Source organism: Saccharopolyspora sp. (assembly GCF_017434145.1).
GTDB lineage: Bacteria > Actinomycetota > Actinomycetes > Mycobacteriales > Pseudonocardiaceae > Saccharopolyspora_C > Saccharopolyspora_C galaxeae.
In genome coordinates, this window is sequence record NZ_JAFRFW010000932.1 from 1 (window position 1) to 2,016 (window position 2,016).

Annotated in this window: 2 protein-coding genes; both read right to left on the reverse strand. The window is 71.2% G+C overall.

Features of this window, described 5'->3' with window-relative positions; translation table 11 throughout:
* Window positions 1-1,493 (reverse strand): beta-ketoacyl synthase N-terminal-like domain-containing protein (locus IJH84_RS25175; protein ID WP_295149792.1); only part of this gene is annotated, 1,493 nt, incomplete at its 3' end.
* A 23-nt stretch (window positions 1,494-1,516) separates the two neighbouring features.
* Window positions 1,517-2,016, reverse strand: a 500-nt coding sequence (locus tag IJH84_RS25180; protein ID WP_295149794.1) for a CDP-glycerol glycerophosphotransferase family protein, incomplete at its 5' end; no start/stop codon positions are given.

The window sequence follows — 2,016 nt, forward strand, 5'->3', positions numbered from 1 at the left end:
GCGACGTCCCGTGGGTCGAGTTCGCGCGCGGCGTGCAGCAGCCGCTCGGCCTGCCCGCGCAGAGCTGGTTCACCGCGGGCGGAGAGCACCCACGGTACGACCGGGCCTTCGGGACGCTCGGCCTCATCGGCCTGCTCGCCGGGCGCCTCCTCCAGCACAGCGTGCGCGTTGGTGCCGCTCACACCGAACGAGGACACCGCCGCACGCCGCGGACGTTCTCCGCGCGGCCACGCGACCTGCTCGGTCAGCAGCCGCACCGCGCCGGAGGACCAGTCCACGTGCGGCGTCGGCTGCTCGGCGTGCAACGTCTTCGGCAGGACGTCGTGGCGCATCGCCTGCACCATCTTGATGAGCCCGCCGATCCCGGCGGCGGCCTGGGTGTGGCCGATGTTCGACTTCAGCGATCCCAGCCGCAGCGGCCGGTCCCGGTCCTGCCCGTACGCCGCCAGCAGTGCCTGCGCCTCGATGGGGTCGCCGAGCTTGGTCCCCGTTCCGTGCGCCTCCACCGCGTCCACATCGGACGGTTCGAGCTCCGCGCCGCGCAGCGCCTCCTCGATCACGCGTTGCTGCGCGGGGCCGTTCGGTGCGGTGAGCCCGTTCGACGCGCCGTCCGAGTTCACCGCCGTGCCGCGCAGCACCGCCAGCACCCGATGCCCGTTCGCCTGCGCGTCCGAGAGCCGTTCCAGCGCCACGACGCCGGCTCCCTCGGCCCAGCCGGTCCCGTCGGCCTCCGCCGCGAACGCCTTGCAACGCCCGTCCGGCGACAGCCCGCCCTGCCGGGAGAACTCCACGAACAGCGACGGATCGGACAGCACCGTCACGCCGCCCGCCAACGCCAGCGAGCACTCCCCCGCACGCAGCGACCGGGCCGCCAAGTGCAGCGCCACCAGCGACGACGAGCACGCGGTGTCCACGGTCAGCGCCGGGCCGCGCAGCCCCAGCGCGTAGGCCACCCGGCCGGACAGCACGCTGGAGGCGGTGCCGGTCATCGTGTGGCCTTGCAGCTCATCGGCGCGCGACTGGGAGCGGCCCCAGTGGTAGGCGCCGACGAACACGCCGGTCCGCGAGCCGCGCAGCGCGTCCGGGGAGATCGCCGCGTGCTCCACGGCCTCCCAGCCGACTTCCAGCAGCAGCCGCTGCTGCGGATCCATCGCCTCGGCCTCGCGCGGCGAGATGCCGAAGAAGCCGGCGTCGAACTCCGCCGCACCGGCCAGGAAACCGCCGGAGGTCGTCGTGCTTTCGCCGGCCAGCTCGGCCAAGTCCCATCCGCGGTCGGCGGGCGGCGCGGAGATCGCGTCGCCGCCGGAGTCGACCAGTTCCCACAGGTCCTCCGGCCCGCGCACCCCGCCCGGGTAGCGGCAGGCCATGCCGACCACCGCGATCGGCTCCCGCGCCCGGCCCTCCAGCTGCTCGATGCGCCGTCGCGCGGCCCGGAGATCGGCGGTCACCCGCCGCAGGTAGTCGACGACTTTCTCCTGCTGGTCTTCCTGCACCGGTCCGTCCTCACATCGGTGGGTCAAGCGACGAACTCGTCGTCGATGAGGTCGAGCAGCTCCTCCAGCGGCGCCTGCGCGATGTCCGCGTCGGCTCCCGCCTCGCTGCGGGCCCGCGCGGCGACGCGGTCCAGGCGGGCGGCGATCTCCTGCCGCTGCGCGAAGTCCGCGTCCGCGAGCAGCCGCTCGACCTGGTGGTCCAGCTCGTCCAAGGGATCCGCGGCGGGCACCGCCAGCTCGTCGTGCAGCAGCTCCGCGACCGCGCGCGGGGTGGGCCGGTCGAACACCAGCGTGAAATCAAAGACGACGCCGGAATAATCGGAGATGAGCAGATCCGACCGGTACAGAACATCAAAGTTGTCGTTATCAAAATTCCACTCCAGCTTTTCGCTTTCCGGAAACTTTTCCCGCAGCCGGTCTATCAGTTCTTTTTCGGAAGTCATCGACTGGGGATGGGGCCGGAGAATAATATGATATTTGGTTTTGCACAGGTTTTCGATCATCTGTTCGCCGAAACGGTTGA